General features: G+C 74.8%; 13 protein-coding genes and 1 pseudogene. 7 read left to right on the forward strand and 7 right to left on the reverse strand.

Going from position 1 to position 15,141, the window contains the following annotated elements; all coding sequences use genetic code 11:
• Window positions 1-165: 165 nt before the first annotated feature.
• Entirely contained in the window at window positions 166-963 is a 798-nt protein-coding gene (locus IF43_RS0129815) for a GAP family protein (RefSeq protein WP_030207801.1), read from the reverse strand.
• A 412-nt stretch (window positions 964-1,375) separates the two neighbouring features.
• Between IF43_RS0129815 and IF43_RS37080 the strand changes: the two genes are divergently transcribed.
• Window positions 1,376-2,314 (forward strand): YhjD/YihY/BrkB family envelope integrity protein, encoded by a 939-nt coding sequence (locus tag IF43_RS37080; protein ID WP_234332584.1) that lies wholly within the window; start codon window positions 1,376-1,378, stop codon window positions 2,312-2,314.
• Window positions 2,315-2,440: 126 nt separating this feature from the next.
• On the opposite strand, the gene IF43_RS0129825 is transcribed toward IF43_RS37080, so the two are convergent.
• A complete protein-coding gene (locus IF43_RS0129825; protein WP_030207812.1) occupies window positions 2,441-2,866 on the reverse strand; it encodes a hypothetical protein in 426 nt (141 codons plus the stop codon).
• Window positions 2,867-3,057: 191 nt separating this feature from the next.
• On the opposite strand from IF43_RS0129825, the gene IF43_RS0129830 reads away from it, so the two are divergent.
• The 4 genes from IF43_RS0129830 to IF43_RS0129845 all read left to right on the forward strand — a co-directional run bounded on the left by IF43_RS0129830 (window position 3,058) and on the right by IF43_RS0129845 (window position 8,190).
• Window positions 3,058-3,354, forward strand: coding sequence for an SHOCT domain-containing protein (locus IF43_RS0129830; protein WP_030207813.1), 297 nt, complete (start codon window positions 3,058-3,060; stop codon window positions 3,352-3,354).
• Between the two features lie 798 nt (window positions 3,355-4,152).
• On the forward strand, window positions 4,153-4,767 hold the full coding sequence (locus IF43_RS0129835; RefSeq protein WP_030207815.1) for an HdeD family acid-resistance protein: 615 nt from the start codon (window positions 4,153-4,155) through the stop codon (window positions 4,765-4,767).
• Between the two features lie 102 nt (window positions 4,768-4,869).
• Window positions 4,870-6,720 (forward strand): hypothetical protein, encoded by a 1,851-nt coding sequence (locus tag IF43_RS0129840; RefSeq protein ID WP_030207818.1) that lies wholly within the window; start codon window positions 4,870-4,872, stop codon window positions 6,718-6,720.
• 339 nt (window positions 6,721-7,059) lie between these two features.
• Window positions 7,060-8,190 carry a glutamate--cysteine ligase gene (locus IF43_RS0129845; RefSeq protein WP_030207820.1) on the forward strand — a complete coding sequence of 377 codons (1,131 nt, stop codon included), beginning with the start codon at window positions 7,060-7,062 and terminating at the stop codon, window positions 8,188-8,190.
• 288 nt (window positions 8,191-8,478) lie between these two features.
• On the opposite strand, the gene IF43_RS0129850 is transcribed toward IF43_RS0129845, so the two are convergent.
• The gene (locus IF43_RS0129850; protein ID WP_030207822.1) at window positions 8,479-8,784 is read right to left on the reverse strand and encodes a hypothetical protein; all 306 of its coding nucleotides are present in this window, start codon (window positions 8,782-8,784) and stop codon (window positions 8,479-8,481) included.
• Between the two features lie 381 nt (window positions 8,785-9,165).
• Here IF43_RS0129850 and IF43_RS38405 point away from each other — a divergent pair, with 381 nt between their 5' ends.
• On the forward strand, window positions 9,166-10,878 hold the full coding sequence (locus IF43_RS38405; RefSeq protein ID WP_158939557.1) for a hypothetical protein: 1,713 nt from the start codon (window positions 9,166-9,168) through the stop codon (window positions 10,876-10,878).
• A 240-nt stretch (window positions 10,879-11,118) separates the two neighbouring features.
• A complete protein-coding gene (locus tag IF43_RS0129860; protein ID WP_030207825.1) occupies window positions 11,119-11,646 on the forward strand; it encodes a DoxX family protein in 528 nt (175 codons plus the stop codon).
• A gap of 176 nt (window positions 11,647-11,822) precedes the next feature.
• On the opposite strand, the pseudogene IF43_RS41170 reads toward IF43_RS0129860, so the two are convergent.
• From IF43_RS41170 to IF43_RS0129880, 4 genes and pseudogenes are all read right to left on the reverse strand, one after another.
• Window positions 11,823-11,987 (reverse strand): annotated as a pseudogene (locus IF43_RS41170) (TetR/AcrR family transcriptional regulator); the annotation flags it as partial.
• A 241-nt stretch (window positions 11,988-12,228) separates the two neighbouring features.
• Window positions 12,229-13,374: an RNA polymerase sigma factor gene (locus tag IF43_RS0129870; RefSeq protein WP_030207834.1), complete on the reverse strand. Its 1,146-nt coding sequence runs from the start codon at window positions 13,372-13,374 to the stop codon at window positions 12,229-12,231.
• Window positions 13,375-13,382: 8 nt separating this feature from the next.
• Window positions 13,383-13,790, reverse strand: a complete 408-nt coding sequence (locus IF43_RS0129875) for a YciI family protein (RefSeq protein WP_030207837.1) — start codon at window positions 13,788-13,790, stop codon at window positions 13,383-13,385.
• A gap of 60 nt (window positions 13,791-13,850) precedes the next feature.
• The gene (locus tag IF43_RS0129880) at window positions 13,851-15,020 is read right to left on the reverse strand and encodes a PP2C family protein-serine/threonine phosphatase (RefSeq protein ID WP_078910564.1); all 1,170 of its coding nucleotides are present in this window, start codon (window positions 15,018-15,020) and stop codon (window positions 13,851-13,853) included.
• Between the last annotated feature and the right edge of the window lie 121 nt (window positions 15,021-15,141).

Here is a 15,141-nt window from a genome sequence, read left to right on the forward strand (position 1 = left end):
ATCCGACGATGATGGTGGTGATCTGGACCGCCGTGATCGTCCTGGTCGGGTTCGCCCTCCGCGAGTTCCTCGACACCGGACCCACCCCGACCGCCTAGAGCACGGAGGTACTCGGGCCGGCCGGCGGGGGCGCCGGACGGGTCGGTCCGGGCGTGGGCCGGTCGGTCAGGACGTCAGCTGGTGGATGCTGCGGGCGACCAGGAACAGCCCGACGATCAGGACGACGACCACGATGGCCTGCTCCTGGTGGTTCTGGAGCCAGCTGCGGAGCCGACCGAGACGTTCGCGGGCGGCGTCGGGGGCGAAGGTGGTGTAGAGCTCCATCGTCAGGAGACTGCTGGTGGCGATGAGGCAGTAGACGAACAGGGCGATGAAGGAGGACGTCTGGGACAGGTCGGCGTTCACGACCGTCGCCGCGCCGGCCGCCACCATTCCCCAGGGCTGGAGCAGCGGCCCCAGTCCGGCCGCGGTCCACATCGAGATGTGGTCGAGCTCCGCCGCCATCCTCCCGGAGGCCTTCCCCGTCGGCCCGGCCTTCCCCGCCTTCCGCGCTTCGCCGTCCGCCGGGGCGTCGCGGGCCTCCCCGGATTCCGGGGCGCGCAGGGGCTCCCCGGTCTGCTGTGCCTCACCGGCCCCACGCACGTCCGGCGCGTCCGAGCCCCGGGCGGTACGCCGGTCGGCCCGGTGCCTGTGCCGGTGCCAGCCGTACGCGAGCAGACCGAGGCCGATGGCGAGTTTGAGCGCCGAGGCCGCGGTGGAGGGCGGGGACTTGGGGGCGGGGGGTTCGCCTCCCGTGGTCAGCAGGACGATGGCCAGGACGCCGACGAAGCAGGCGAGCCACGCGAGGATGAAGGCCAGGCCCTTCCACACGCCCCGGTCGGCCGACAGGACCAGGACGAACGCGGCCACCGACAGGGGGAACACCGCGATCCCCAGTCCGATGATCACCAGGTCAAGGACCATCACGGCTCCCGGACGCTCGTGCGGGCCCGGCACCCGGGTCGCTCTCGCTCATCCCCCCATCGTCACCGCCCCACCACGACCCCACAAATCACCGCCCCACCCCTGCCGCACCGCCCGCACCCTGCGGACGTCCGCGCAGCTGGGATCTTCACCCGTTGCCCGCGCATCGCGAGCCGGGTGGACGCGGGAGCGGCAGGCTGGCTGTATGGAGCCAGGGTCGGGGACCGGCGGGGACCCCTCAGCTCGCCGGTCGCGTCGTGCCCGGCGACCGGATGCCTCCTCGCAGCCGCAGCCGCAGCCGCAGCCGGGGCCGGGGCCGGGGCCGGGTCCGGAGCCGGAGCCGGAGTCGCGGTTCGTGCGGTTGCGGGCGTGGGCGGTGCAGGTGCGGCCGCGCGCCGAGGCGCGTTTCCCGTTGATCACGCACTTCATGGAGCGGCTGGTCTCGGTGAACGTGCTGGACTCGGCGACCCGACTGGCCGCCCAGACGTTCCTGACGGCGGTGCCGCTGCTGTTCGTTGTCGCCTCCGTCGCCCCGGACGCGCTGCGGGACCAGTTCGTCAGCTCCCTGGAGCACCTGTTCGGCCTCTCCGGCGCTGCTCAGAGCGAGCTGGACAAGGTCCTCCAACAGGCCAACCGCCCCTCGGACGAGGTGCGGCAGACCACGGGCGTCGTCAGCGGCCTGATGGTGTTGATCTCGGCGACGGCCTGCAGCCGGGCGATGCAGCGGTTGTGCGAGCGGGCGTGGAGTCTGCCGAAGGCGGGCGTGCGGGTGGCGGCCTGGCGGTGGGTCGCGTGGCTGGTGGCCTGGCTGGTGATGATCGGATTGCAGGGCAGCCTGCTGAGCGGGTTCGGCGCGGGCGAGACGCTGGGGGTGGTGCTGCTGTTCGGCGCGGAGGTCGCCCTGTGGTGGTGGACGCAGCACCTGCTGCTGACCGCGCGCGTGCCGTGGCTGCCGCTGCTGCCGGGCGCGCTGCTGACCGGGGCGGCCCTGAGCGTCCTGTCGGCCACCGCCTCGCTGTACGTGCCGCGGGTCCTCAACCACAGCCTGGACACCTACGGATCGCTCGGCGCGGTCTTCACCCTGCTGTCGTGGCTGATCACCCTGTGCGCGGTGGTCACCCTGTGCGTGACGGCCGGCGCCGTGCTCGCCCGCGAACCCTGGGTCGCCCGCCATCTGGGTACGCCCCCCGAGCCCCGGCACCCGGTGCGGGGCCGGTCCCCGTCCCCGCCTCCGGCCGATCCCCCCGCTCCGACGGCTCCGACGGCTCCGACGACCCCGACCGACCGCCCGGGACCGGGCCCGCCTCCTCCGACAGACCCCCCGCGGCCCGACGGCTCCCCACCGCCGTAGCGGGCACCCGCGGTCGTCGCGTGACGAAGGGTTCCGGCTCCCATGGGAGCCGGAACCCTTCGTCGTTCCTTCCCGTCGGCTACCGCGGCGGCGGCGGCGGCAGCAGCGGCGTCGATGCCCGATGCGTCAGACCCGCAAGGCCTCCCGGTCCCGGCTGGGGCCGACGCACAGGGCCCAGATGACGAAGCCGTCGATGATGATCAGCACGATCGCCCAGAACGGGTACCAGGGCAGCCAGGTGAAGTTGGCGAGCATGGACAGGCCTGCCAGCGCGATGCCCACGACCCGCGCCCACGTGGCTCCGCTGAACAGGGCGATGCCCGCCAGGACCACCACGATGCCGAGGATGAGGTGGAGCCAGCCCCAGCCGGTCAGGCTCCACTGGAAGGTGAAGTTCCGCGTGGAGACGAACACGTCGTCCTTGGCGATGGCGGCGATCCCCTCGAAGACGGCCATGATGCCACTGAAGATCATCATGATCGCGGCGAACATGGTCCAGCCGGACACGGCCGACCACCCGCCGCCCGACATTCTCGCGCTCTGCGTCGTCATTTCGCGCTCCTTTTGACCGGGGCAAAACACGCACTCCCAGCCTGCCACGGTTCATCCCGCCCGGCGATTCACCGTGAAGGCGCACGTCAGCGGTATTCCGAGATGCCGTCAGATCGGGCCGGTGCTCTAATGGACACAGCTTGAGTCGACCGACTGTGTTCACTTTCGATTCCGGGTGAGAGGCGATCACCATGCCAGGTCTTCTTCGCGGAGTCGCCCGCACCGCCGTCGTCGCGGGTACGGCGACCGCGGTCTCCAACCGCGTCTCACGCCGTCAGGCCGGACGCTGGGCCGCCCAGTCGGCCCCCCAGTCCTACGAGGAGCCCCAGGCCCCTCCGCCGGCGGCCGCCCCCGTGGCTGCCCCTGCGCCCGCGGAGGACAGCATGAGCGACAAGATCGACCAGCTCAAGAAGCTCGGCGATCTCAAGGCCCAAGGGATCCTCACCGACGCCGAGTTCGAAGAGCAGAAGCGCCGCCTCCTCGCCTGACCCGGCGACCGAGCGGCAGGACGACAACCCGTGTCGAGCCCGTGGTGCGTACGCGCCCGCCGGCTCGACCGCTACGGCGGGGGCCGGACCCGGTACGGCGGTGCAGTGCACCCCCCGGACCGCCATCCCGCCACGGGGGCCCCGGGGGCCGGATGCTCCGCAGGGTCGTGGACGTGGATCAGGGGAGGACCGGCAGGACCGACAGCACAGCACACCACCGCACACTGCACACCACACACCACCGCGCAGCACGGCAGGGCCGGGATCCGAGATCGTCCGCGACATGGGGAGCATGCGCGGCTGTGACGGCAACCGCTCGACCGGGTACAGGACCGGCGGTATCCATTCCGTGAGTAGACCCCCACAGCACCTTCCGGAAACGCCCCGTGAGCACGTGTGAGGGGCCGGCCGTTCGGGCCGGCCCCTTTTCCGGCCGTTTTCCCCCGTCGGGGAGGAGGGGACCGGCTCACTTGCCGAGCTTGGCCTTCAGCTCCGCCTTGACGGGGGTTTCCGGTAACCACGGCTCCGTGAACGGGGGGTGATTCCCCGCCCCCGGATACCGGGGCCTTTCCCCGGTGAGGGCGCGCTTCAAATAAAACCCCGCCGCCGCACCGTGGTCACGCCACTTCAATACGGGACTCGACAGGCCGGACCGGACCGGTCCGGCGCGATCGTCCCGGAGATTCCGGTCCGCGGCCGCTTGCGGGCAGGTCGCACCGCAGAGGAATAAAATGACCGAAAAGGTCTATCCGGCGACTTGAGGGCCCCCAGGGTCCTCGGCTGGCCTGGGAGGTGGGGATGTCCGTACCCTCCGCCGCGTCACCGCAGCGTCCGCAGAGCGACCCCGAAGACGTCCTGAGACAGGTCGGGGGTTCGTGGCACTGGGCACTGGGCTTCGCCCTCGCGACCCTGATCCCGGGCATCGTGGTGCTCGTCTGGCCCGACGAGACGCTGCACGTCCTCGCAGTGATCATCGGCCTCCAGCTCCTGGTCGCGGGAGGCTTCCGCTTCGTCGCGGCCTTCTCCCACGACAGGGACGGGGGCGGCAGCAGGCTGGCGGGCATCCTCGTCGCCCTGCTGGCCTTCCTGGCGGGCGTCCTCGTGCTCCGCCACCCGATGCAGACGATCGGCGCCCTGTCCCTGATCGTCGGGGTCTTCTGGCTGCTGACCGGAGTGCTGACGGCGTACGTCGCGATCGCCGACCGGGCACTCGTCCACCGGGGCCTGCTCTTCGGCCTCGGTGCCCTCGGCGCCGTCGCCGGAATCGTCGTCCTCTGCTTCCCCGTGGACTCCGCAGTGGCCCTGACCCGGCTGCTGGGACTGTGGCTGGTCCTGCTCGGCGTGTTCGAACTGGTGATGGCCCTGGCGCTGCGCTCCACCCTCCGCAGGAGCACGCCCGTGCCACCGGCGTGAGCGCGGCCCGCCCGCGAGGCAGCGGGCAAATCACGTGGACGTCCCGCCCACGGCCTGGCAGGCTGCGCACATGATCTACGGAATCGAGTCCCACCCCAGCCGGTGAGCGCCCAGGACGAGCGCGGCGCGCTCACCACCCGGCCTGCCACCCCCACCACCCTCTACGCCCGCGCGCTCCGCCTGAGCAGCGGGTCCGCCGACGCACTCCCGCCCCAGGGGGGCTACACCCTGCCCCCGGCGCCCGCGACGGTGCCCGAGACGAGCGACGGGCGGATCCCGTGGGACCAGGCCCGGCGGGCCCTCGCGGAAGCGCTCACCCCGCTGCCGGCCGACCCCGCCACCCTCCTGAGGCGCTTCGCACGGCTCGGGCTCAGGGACCGCCACCACCGACTCGTCCGGTACGCCGTCGCCGACCTCCCTTTGCCGGCCGGGGAGCGGGAGGCGGCCCGTACCCTGGCCCGACGGCTGACCCGGACGGGCACCACCGTGCTCCCCGTCACCGTCGGCCTCACCCTCCTCAAGCGCCTCGGTGAGCCCGCGGACGTCCCCCACGTGTTCGCGCTCGGGCTGCTCCGGCCCCTCACCGGTCCGGCGGTCGCGGCGCTCGACGTCCTCGACCGCCGGTCGGCAGCGGTGCTCTGGCTCGTGCTGCACGCCCGGCGCGAGGAGTTCCTCCCCTTCCTCCGTGCCCTGTGGACGAAGGACCCGCAGGCCGTGGCCCGGGAGCTCCTCGCGTGCCCCACCGCGCCCCGTTCCGTCGGCAGCGGGACGGCCCGCCGGATCGCGGACGCGGCCGGGCTGGCGGACCTGCTCGCCGACCGCCCCGCGGACCCGGACCTGCTCGCCCGGGCGGCCCTGCTGCTCGTCCGCATGGGCTGCACGCACTACGACGCGACCGGGCTCGCCTCCTACCCCGACGCGACGTCGGTGTACGAGGCCGTCGTCACGCGGGCCGGCCTGCTCCCGCCCACCCTGGAGAACGCCGCCCTGCTGCTCTCCCTCGCCCTGGACCTCGGCAGCGGTGGCGCGGTACTGCTGGACTGGCCCCCGGGGCGCCGCGAGGAGCTGCTCGAGTCACTGGGGCGCTCGGCCGCCGATCCCCGCTGGGCAGGGGCGGGTGCCACCGCGGCCACGGCCGACCAGCGGCGGCGGGCCGAGTGGCTCCGCCGCACCGGACGGCGGCCGTTCGACCTCGCCGCCAGGCCCGGGCCCCTGCGCATAGAAATCGTGGCCGGCGACCCCGGGGACCGGTACCCGGTCGAGTGCCGCATCCTGATCGACGGCCGTCCCGTGGTGCCCGAGCACTTCGTCCTGGGACCCGCGCACGCTCCCGAGGACCTGCTGGACCGCGGCCGGCTGCGCGCCACTGCGGAGCCCCGCGAGGTGCAACTCGCGGAGGCCTCCTGCACGGAGGGCTGCTGCGGGGCGCTCCACGTCACCATCCGGCGGGACGGTGACCACGTGGTGTGGGAGAACTGGCGCGGGCCGCTCCCACCGCCGGGCTCGCGCGGCCGTGTGTCCGAGCCGCCCGCCCGCCGGTTCGACGCGGTCGCCTACGACGCCGAGGTCGCCCGCGCGGAGGCCGACCGCTCCTGGTCCTGGCCGGCCCGGACCACGGCCCGCCTCATCGCCGCCGGGCTGACCGAGCGGCCGGAGCTGCTGCGCCGGTGGGACGCGGACCCGGGCTGGGTGAGCACCGACTGGCAGGACCCGGACACCACCGTGGTGACCTTCCGTCACGTGCCGGGGCTGGGCTCCGGGAAGCCGCTACGGGCCGACTGCCCGCTCCAGTTCCGGTGGGACCTCCCGGACGACGGCACGCCGCCGGAGGATCAGGCCGCCGCGGCCCTGCGCCGCCTGGCCGAGGAGGACCCGAAGTCGTACGGGCGGGTGTGCGGCGGCAGCCGCGAGCGTGCAGCGGAACTCGGCTACCCCTGGCCCCTCGACGGCTGACCGTTCCGGGTGCGCCGGGGCCGGCCGGCGTCCCGGCACACCCGACCCCCGCACAGCCGATGCCCGGATCCTCGACGCCCGCACACCCGACGCCCGACGCCCGGCACCCGGTGCCCGGGCCCGGAGCGCCCCGGCCCGGTCCGAGCAGTCCCCTGCGCCATGCTGGTGTGCCGCGGCCGGGAGCCGAACCGGCCGGTGCGCCGGTCCGCATACCGGCGGCAGGTCCGGGCAGGCGGTGTCGACCGGTCTCCGGACGGCACACGGCGCACGGGACACGGGCGTGCGGGTGCACGGAGCACGGCACACGGCACACGGAACGAGAGAACGATGGGCGGTTGCATGCGAAGCGTGGGCTTGGAGGAAGAGCTGCTGCTGGCGGACGCGGAAACGGGTGAACCGCTGGCGGTGTCGAGCACGGTGCTGGCTGCGGCCGACCGGGCCGGGGCCGTGGACGGGGGTGCCGGCGAGGAGGGTCATGCGTTCGAGTCCGAGCTCCAGGAGGAGCAGCTCGAGTTCGCCACGAAGCCGGTGACGCAGATGGGCGAGCTGTTCGAGGAGGTCGTCCGGTGGCGGGCCGAGGCCGCGCGGCACGCCGCGACGGCGGGGGCGGTCGTGGCGGCGCTCGGCACCTCGCCGCTCGCCGTCCGGCCCTCACGGTCACCGGGGCACCGCTACGAGTGGGTGTCGCGGCAGTTCGGCATGACGGCGCAGGAACAGCTCACCGGCGGCTGCCACGTCCACGTGTCGGTCGACTCGGACGAGGAGGGGGTCGCCGTCCTGGACCGGATCCGGCCCTGGCTGGCCGTACTGACCGCCCTGAGCGCGAACTCGCCCTTCTGGCAGGGCGAGGACACCCGCTACGCCAGCTACCGCAGCCGGGTGTGGAACCGGCTGCCCGCGGCCGGGCCGGTGGACCTCTTCGGCTCCGCCGACCGCTACCACGCGGAGGTGCGGGCGATGGTGGAGTCGGGGGTGCTGCGCGACAGGGGGATGATCTGGTTCGACGCCCGGCTGTCCGCCACCTACCCGACGGTGGAGATCAGGGCGGCGGACGTGTGCCTCGACGCGTCGTCCTCGGTCCTCCTGGCCGCTCTCGTCCGGGGGCTGGTGGAGACCGCGGCCGGTGAGTGGCGGGCCGGCCGGCCGCCGTCCCGCGTCAGTACCGGGCTGCTCCGGCTCGCATCGTGGCAGGCGGGCCGGTCGGGCCTGGACGGTCCGCTGCTGCACCCCGACACGTTCCGGAGCACCGAGCCCGAGGGCGCCGTGGACGCGCTCTACCGCCACGTCGGCCAGGCACTGGCGGACTGCGGTGACGAGGAGTTCGTGCGGGCCGGGATCGCCCGCCTGCTGGAGGACGGCAACGGGGCCCGGGTCCAGCGCTCGGTGCTGCGCTCGGAGGGCGACCTCGCCGCGGTCGTACGCCACTGCGCCCGCAGGACCGTCGACGACGGCCGTCGCGGGGCGCCCTGAGGCGGCACGGGGACGGGACGGTCCGGCGGACGCCGGGCGGGCCGCGGCCCGGGCGCCCGCCCAGGCCCTCGGCGCCGTCGACGGCGGCCGTCGCGGAAGCCCGAACGCCGGCAGCGGTGCGGGACGGGCCCCTACCGCGTCCCCCGCGACGTGCGAGTGCCCCGCCGGCGGGGCACTCGCACGGACACCCGGGTGGCGGCCGCCCGTCCAGCGGGCCCGCCGTGCGAAGGCATGGGCTTACGGGGCCTACGGGCCCTACGGGGCCTACGGGTCCCGGGTCCCTGGTCCCTACAGGGCCTCGGACTCCGCCACGTCGCAGTCCGTGAAGGTGGGCGGCCGGGTGGAGAGCGCCGCGAGCCGTGCGGCGAGCTCGGCCGTCTCCGGCGCGTCGCTGTTGGCCATGGCCTCCTCGTACGAGTCGAACTCCACCACGGCCAGGTAGCGGTTCGGACGGGCGCGGTCGCGCAGCAGCGTGCGGTGCGTGGGGCCGAGCTTGCGGCCCGACGCCCGGGCCTTCTCCTCGTACTCGCGGATGAGTTCGCGCATCTCGTCGGCGCGTTCGGTCTCGAAGTCGATGATCTGCGCGAACTTCACGTGGTCCTCCTGGTCCGCGGCGCCCCCGCGGGCCGGGGGCTCTCGTCCCGTCCAAGCAAGCACCGGTCGACGGGTACGGCAACTCCGCGCGCGGCAGACCGGTGCGCGCGCCGGGGCGGATGCTCCGAGCGCCCCCGGTGGAGGGGGCGAGGTCATGGCCGGGCCGGTGCCGGCCCTGGGCGTACGGTCGGGGCTCGGCCAGGCCGAGGCCGCCGAGGCGTGGGGGATCCCGCGGGGTCCGCTCGGAGCCGGCCCGGAAGGCGTCGGGCCGGCCCCGTGGGGGAGGGGGCAACACGGCCGAATCAATGACTTGGCATGCTCAAGTCAATCCGGCAGGGTGTCGGTCCGTCCGCACACCGGTCACCGTCCGCTTGGAGCGCCATGAGACCCGCATTCCCGCCGAGACCGCGGTCCCTGCTCACCGGCTGCCTCGCAGCCGCCGTGGCGGTGCTCGTCGCCGCCGGCACGGGCACGGCCGCCCCGCTGCCGGCCCGGGCCTCCGCGGCCGGCGCCGTCTTGCCCGCCACGGCCGCCGGAACCGCCACCGAACCCGCCGCCGGAACCGCCGCCGCCACCGCGACGGCACCGGTCGACCTGGCGAACTGGATGGGGCAGCGGGCCGCCCAGCTGCACGACCGGCCCCTCAACGCCGTCGCGATGCCCGGCAGCCACGACTCCGGCAGCTGGAGCATCCGCCCCGGGAGCGGCCTGTGCACCTCCGGGGACGCCTACGACGTGGCCCGGGCCTACCCCGCCGTGGCCGCGAGCATGGCGCGCACCCAGAGCGGAAGCCTGGTCGAGCAGCTCGACGGCGGCGCCCGCGTACTGGACCTGCGCCTGTGCAAGCAGGACGGCCGCTGGTACACGTATCACGGCTCGCCCCTGGGCAACCTGTTCTTCGACGCCGACGGGCGCACGGGCGAGGCGGCCGGCCTGGCCGACTGGATCCGCCGGCATCCGGCGGAACTCGTGGTCCTGCGCCTTTCGGTCACGGCACCGGCCGCGGAGCTGGCCGCCGCCCGGGGCGCCGCGGCGGACCTCCTCATGGACGCGGTCGGCCGCGACCGGATCGCCCCGCGGTCCGCGTACGACCCGCAGAGCCCGCTCGGGGCGTTCGTCGACGCCGGGCGCCACGTCCTCGTCATGGGCGACGGGCGCGAGGACCAGCGCGGCCTGCTGTGGCCGGCGTCCGACTCCACCGACCGCGGCAGCTACGCCTACGCCTCGCTGTCCTGGTACGACTACCTGGGCGCGCTGTTCGACAGCGCGGGGGCCGCGGAACGTACCTACGCCTCGGCCGTCACCCTCGACGACCTCGCCCTCAACTGGCCGCAGGCAGCCCGCCCGACCGGGCTGTTCTCGCTCAGCGGCCTCATCACCCCCGACATCACCGTCCCCGGCGCCGTGCTCGCGCAGTGGGGCGCGGCGATCGGGGCCGTGCCCCGCGAGGTGGCCGACGCCTACATGCTGAACCTCGCGCACGGCTTCAACGCGCGGTTCCTCGCACTGCTGACCGGCCCGTGGCAGCAGCACCCGGCGGTGGACCAGTTCAACGTGGTGATGACGGACGACGTCAACCAGAACGGCGCGGGCGTGCCCGCCGGCGCCCTGCAGCGGGCCGTGGTCGCCCTCAACGACGTCGCCCGGCAGGACGCCTGCGGTGACCCCGAGGCCACGCCGGCGCGGGCGGGGCGCACCGTCCGCTACCAGGCGCACCTGCGGGACGTCGGCTGGCAGGCCGTCACCGGGGCGGACGGCGCCGGGGTGGGCACGGTGGGCCAGAGCAGGCCGGTGGAGGCGCTGCGCCTCTCGGCCACGGGGACCGGCGGCCTGTGGGCCCGCGCCCACGTGCAGAACGTCGGCTGGCAGCCGTGGGTCAGGATCCCGGACGGCGGCACCGCGGAGGTGGGCACCACCGGCCGGGCCCTGCGCCTGGAGGCGCTGGAGGTGCGGACCGACCGGGGGACGCTGACCGGCCGGGCGCACGTCCAGGGCCTCGGCTGGCAGCCCAGGACCCGCGGCCAGGAGGTCCACCTGGGGACGACGGGCCGCAGCCTGGCCATCGAGGCCCTGGCGCTGGCCGCCTGCGACTGAGGCCGGCACCCGGCCGGGCTGACACCCGGCCGGGCCGTCACCCGGCCGGGCCGTCACCCGGCCGGGCCGTCACCCACCCGGGCCGTCACCCACCCGGGTGCCGCCCTCCCCGTCCGGACCGGTCGGCTCCGCCACCGGGGCTCGCCCGTTCGGCGGACGTATCCGGGGACGCGGGGCGTGACCGCCGGGAAGGGATACGGATGTTCCCGGCATCCGCCCCGTCGTCCCTGGGAGACCCCGATGACCCGCATCAACCGACGCGACCTCGCGCTGCTGGCCCTCCGTGCCGGAACCGGGGCCGTGCTCATGGCACACGGCACGCAGAAGCTGTTCGGCTGGTTCGGGGGCGGCGGTCTGGACGGGACCGCGGTCGCGATGGAGCAGATGGGCTTCAGGCCGGGCCGGCACAGCGCCCTGGCCGCAGGCCTCGGCGAGACCGGTGGCGGGGCCCTCCTCGTGCTGGGTCTGGCCACGCCGGCCGCGGGCGCCGCGGCGGCCGGGGCGATGGCGGGCGCGGTGTCCGTACACGCCCCGGCCGGCTTCTTCGCCCAGGCCGGCGGCTTCGAGTACCCGGCGTTCCTCGGGTTCACCGCCGCTACCATCGGGCTGGCCGGCGCGGGCCGCTACTCCCTCGACCACGCCACCGGCCACACCTTCGACCAGCGGTGGATGCTCGCGCTGGCCTTCGCCGCGAGCGCCGTCGCGGCAGCCGTGGTCGTCACCAAGCGGGCCGTGGGCAAGGAGGACGCCGACGCGGCGACCGACTGACGACGCCCCGAGCCGCCGCCCTCCGTACGCACCCCACCGCGCCGCCGCCCTCCGTACGCACCCCACCGCCCCGCCGCCCTTCGTACGCACCCCACCGCGGAACCGCCCCACGGGCGGGTGACGGCGAACTGCCCGCCGCTCGGCGGCGGGACGGGGGACGGGGGACGGGACGGCACCTACCCCCGGCCGAGCAGGGCGGCCGCGGAGTCCTCGGCGAGGTCCTCGGCGTGCGGGGGCAGCGGCTGCCCCGCCCGCAGGGGTCGGCGGACCACCGCGAGCGGCAGGTCGATCAGGGCCAGGGCGACCCGGTCCCGGCCGTCGGGACCGGTCACACCGAGGGCCGTACCGAGCGCGCCGAGGCGGGTGAACAGCCGCCCGTCGCCTGGACCGCGCGGAGCGCCCGGTCCGGCGCGCCCGCTGGTCCCCGTACGTCCGCCTGCTCATGGCTGTCGCCCCCAAGGAGCGCTGACCCGACCGGGCCGCATCCCCCCGCACCGGAACGCCCCTCCGGCAGGTGCGGTGGGCATCCCGGCGCCGACGCCGGGGCGCGCCCGTGCCGCGGGGCGATCCGGGCGCGCCCCGTCAGCGACGCCCGCGGGCGTTGAGCCGGGCGGCCTGGCGGGTCAGGTGGTCGCGCTCGGCCGCGTTCGTCGCCCGCCGGGCCGCCTCGGCGTACAGCCCTGCCGCGGTCACCGGATCGCCGTCGCGCTCGTGGAGGTACGCCGCGACCGCGGCGTGGCGGGGCAGCCCGTCGTCCAGCTCCGCGAGCGCGGCCAGGCCGGCGCGCGGTCCGTCGGCCTCGCCGACGGCCACCGCCCGGTTGAGCCGGACGACCGGGCTGTCGGTCAGGCGCGCGAGCTCGTCGTACCACTCGACGATCTGCACCCAGTCGGTCTCCCCGGCGGTCCGTGCGTCCGCGTGCAGTGCCGCGATGGCCGCCTGCGCCTGGAACTCGCCCAGCCGGTCGCGGGCGAGGGCGGCCTGGAGGATCCCGACACCCTCGGCGATCGACGCTGTGTCCCACCGGCCGCGGTCCTGCTCCGCGAGCGGTACGAGGCTGCCGTCGGGCGCGGTCCGGGCGGCGCGCCGTGCGTGGTGGAGCAGCATCAGCGCCAGCAGCCCGGCGACCTCGGGGTGGTCGACCGCGGCCGCGAGCTGCCGGGTGAGCCGGATCGCCTCGGCGGAGAGGTCGACGTCGCCGGAGTAGCCCTCGTTGAAGACCAGGTAGAGGACGCGCAGCACGGTGGCCACGTCCCCGGGCCGGTCGAAGCGGACGGCGGAGACGGTGCGCTTGGCCCGGCTGATGCGCTGCGCCATGGTCGCCTCGGGCACCAGGTAGGCCCGGGCGATCTGCCGGGTCGTCAGGCCCCCGACGGCGCGCAGCGTGAGCGCGACCGCGGACGACGGCGTCAGCGCGGGATGGGCGCAGAGGAAGTAGAGCCGCAGCGTGTCGTCGTCCGTGGCGGCTGGACCGGCGGCCGGCTCCGCGTCGACGAGGTCCTCACGCCGGCGGCGCGCGGTGTCCGCGCGGGTCGCGTCGAGGAACTTGCGCCAGGCCACGGTGACCAGCCAGCCCTTCGGATCGCGCGGCGGCCCGTCCGGCCAGACGCGGACTGCCTCGACCAACGCGTCCTGCACGGCGTCCTCGGCCGCCGCGAAGTCGGCTCCGCGGCGGACGAGGATGCCCAGCACGCTCGGCGTGAGGCTCCTGAGCAGGGCCTCGTCCATGGGTGGGGTCACTCCGTGATGGTGGGCGGCGCGGCCAGGAAGGGGCGTACCTCCAGCCACTCGTGGATCGGCCTCCCGCCCGCCCCGGGGGCGGCCGACAGCTCCCCGGCCAGCTCCACGGCGCGCTCGTAGCCGTCGACGTCGACCACCATCCAGCCGGCGATGAGGTCCTTGGTCTCGGCGAACGGGCCGTCGGTGACCGGCGGGCGCCCTTCCCCGTCGTAGCGGACCCACGCGCCCGTGGGCGCGAGGGCCTGGCCGTCGACGAACTCGCCTGTCTTCTCGAGCCGCGCGGCGAAGTCGTTCATGTACTGCACGTGGGCCGAGATCTCCTCCGGCGTCCACCGGTCCATCGGCACGTCGTTCACCGGAGCCGGCGCGCCGCGGTAGTGCTTGAGCAGCAGGTACTTGGCCATGGTCGTTCTCCTCACCGGTGCGACCCCTGGTGGTCGCGTTCGCAGCGGGGACGGAGCCGGTCACCGCTTCTCGACATCGCCGTCCGGAGACTTTTCGGGTTCCCCCGGTTGGGTCTGGGGGAGCGTACCCGCCGTGTCCGGATGCTCACCCAGGCGGACGGCGAGGGCGGCGATGTCGTCGTCGAGGCGTCCTCGGCTGTGGCGCACGAGATCGCGGTGGAGGGCCCCGAGCAGGTCGCGGGGCGGCGTCGGGGGCTGTCGGCGCATCCAGGCCGCCAACGGGAAGAACTCGCCGTCGCGGGCGCGGGTCTCGGCGATCCCGTCGGTGTAGAGGAGCAGCAGGTCGCCTGGGGAGAGGTCGAAGGTGTCGACGGTGTAGTCGTCGCCGATCAGCTCGGCGAGGCTGAGCAGTGGCGAGGGGGCGGCGGTTTCGAGGATGCGGAGTCGCCCCTGGTGCAGGAGGAGTGGCGGTGGGTGACCGCAGTTGAGGATGTCGATGCGGTTGCCCCGGTGCGGGATCTCGACCAGGAGCGCGGTGGCGAAGCGCTCCATGGGGCCCTCCGGGGGAAAGGCGGCGTTGTAGCGGGTGCTGCTGGCGTCCAGCCTGCGGGCGACGTCGACCAGGTCCCGCTCGCCGTAGGCCGCCTCGCGGAACGCGTTGACGATCGCCGCGGCCGCCCCCACGGCCGGCAGCCCCTTGCCCCGTACGTCCCCGATGAGCAGCCGCACCCCGTACGGCGTGTCGACCCCCTCGTAGAAGTCGCCGCCGATGCGGGCCTCAGCCGCGGCCGCGAGGTACAGCGACTCGATCTCGACGTTCCCGATGCGGCGCGGCATGGGGCTCAGCACGACCTGCTGCGCCGCGTCGGCCACGAGCCGGACCTGGAAGAGGGTGCGCTCCCGCTGGAGCCGGACGTGGCTGCCGTACGCGGCCGCCACGGTGACCGCGACGATCCCGGCGGCCGTCCACCACGTGCCGAGATCGGGGAAGACGAGGCTGAGGCCGATCATCAGGAGGAGGCAGACCGTGCCGAGCAGGATGGTGGGGAGGATCGGCCACATGGCGCCGGCGAGGGCCGGCGCCGCGGGCAGGAGGCGACTGAAGGCCATTTCCGGCGGTGTGTTGTACGCCAGGCTGGCGATGACGACGGTCAGGATGACCGGCGACAGCCGCACAAGTCTTCCCGGACCGGGGCGCCGACGGAGCCGCGGCCGTCCGGACTCGATCACACCTCACAGAATATCTACGCCGGCAGGCCCCGGCGCTCTGACCGCCGTCCCGGCGGTACCGGGACCACGGTCCGACGACGGGTGGCACCCCGCGCCCGGCCGACCGCCTCCCCGCCCCCGT

The sequence above is a fragment of the Streptomyces sp. NRRL S-87 genome (assembly GCF_000719335.1).
Lineage (GTDB): Bacteria > Actinomycetota > Actinomycetes > Streptomycetales > Streptomycetaceae > Streptomyces.

What these genes read in the sequence shown, in the direction of transcription:
- IF43_RS0129835 (WP_030207815.1), top strand. Translation starts at nt 4,153, where the DNA reads ATGTCCGTACCCTCCGCCGCGTCACCGCAGCGTCCGCAGAGCGACCCC.
- IF43_RS0129825 (WP_030207812.1), bottom strand. Translation starts at nt 2,866, where the DNA reads ATGACGACGCAGAGCGCGAGAATGTCGGGCGGCGGGTGGTCGGCCGTG.
- IF43_RS38405 (WP_158939557.1), top strand. Translation starts at nt 9,166, where the DNA reads ATGAGACCCGCATTCCCGCCGAGACCGCGGTCCCTGCTCACCGGCTGC.
- IF43_RS0129830 (WP_030207813.1), top strand. Translation starts at nt 3,058, where the DNA reads ATGCCAGGTCTTCTTCGCGGAGTCGCCCGCACCGCCGTCGTCGCGGGT.
- IF43_RS0129875 (WP_030207837.1), bottom strand. Translation starts at nt 13,790, where the DNA reads ATGGCCAAGTACCTGCTGCTCAAGCACTACCGCGGCGCGCCGGCTCCG.
- IF43_RS0129815 (WP_030207801.1), bottom strand. Translation starts at nt 963, where the DNA reads ATGGTCCTTGACCTGGTGATCATCGGACTGGGGATCGCGGTGTTCCCC.
- IF43_RS0129860 (WP_030207825.1), top strand. Translation starts at nt 11,119, where the DNA reads ATGACCCGCATCAACCGACGCGACCTCGCGCTGCTGGCCCTCCGTGCC.
- IF43_RS0129870 (WP_030207834.1), bottom strand. Translation starts at nt 13,374, where the DNA reads ATGGACGAGGCCCTGCTCAGGAGCCTCACGCCGAGCGTGCTGGGCATC.
- IF43_RS0129845 (WP_030207820.1), top strand. Translation starts at nt 7,060, where the DNA reads ATGCGAAGCGTGGGCTTGGAGGAAGAGCTGCTGCTGGCGGACGCGGAA.